This is a genomic window from Acetobacterium wieringae, assembly GCF_001766835.1.
In the GTDB taxonomy this organism is placed as follows: domain Bacteria; phylum Bacillota; class Clostridia; order Eubacteriales; family Eubacteriaceae; genus Acetobacterium; species Acetobacterium wieringae.
In genome coordinates, this window is the sequence record NZ_LKEU01000048.1 from 1 (window position 1) to 613 (window position 613).

Here is a 613-nt window from a genome sequence, read left to right on the forward strand (position 1 = left end):
GGGGTCAGTAATTGGGGTGAAGTCGTAACAAGGTAGCCGTATCGGAAGGTGCGGCTGGATCACCTCCTTTCTAGGGAATACAGGAAGTCATGGTACTATTTTCTTTTGTATGACTGGTTCATACAAAAAAGCTTAAGAAAGCATCTTAGGATGCATTTTTTAGCGGGACAAATACCCAAACAGTGGTAGGCGTCCAAACGATCATTGAAAACAGCATAGTGTATAAATAAAATTTTGAAATACAATTTCTTTAACACGAAAACGTAATTTTAGGATCGTATTTTTCGTCAACATTCCTTATTCAGTTAAGGAAGAATCTTGCCGAAAAATGCATTAGTTTTTACATCAGTCACACGCTAACGCTTAGTGACTTACCAAATCGAAAGATTTGGGTAAAAACGTCAGGATCAAGAAGAAAAGAGCACAGGGTGAATGCCTTGGCAATCAGAGCCGACGAAGGACGCGACAAGCTGCGAAAAGCTACGTGTAGGTGCACATAACCGTTAAAGCGTAGATATCCGAATGGGGAAACCCGGCTGGTAGAAGACCAGTCACTGTAACGTGAATACATAGCGTTATGGAGGGAACCTGGGGAACTGAAACATCTTAGTAC

The 613-nt window shown here is 41.6% G+C and carries 2 rRNA genes; both read left to right on the forward strand.

Going from position 1 to position 613, the window contains the following annotated elements:
* A 16S ribosomal RNA gene (locus ACWI_RS17275) occupies positions 1-70 on the forward strand; the annotation flags it as partial.
* 335 nt (positions 71-405) lie between these two features.
* A 23S ribosomal RNA gene (locus tag ACWI_RS17280) occupies positions 406-613 on the forward strand; the annotation flags it as partial.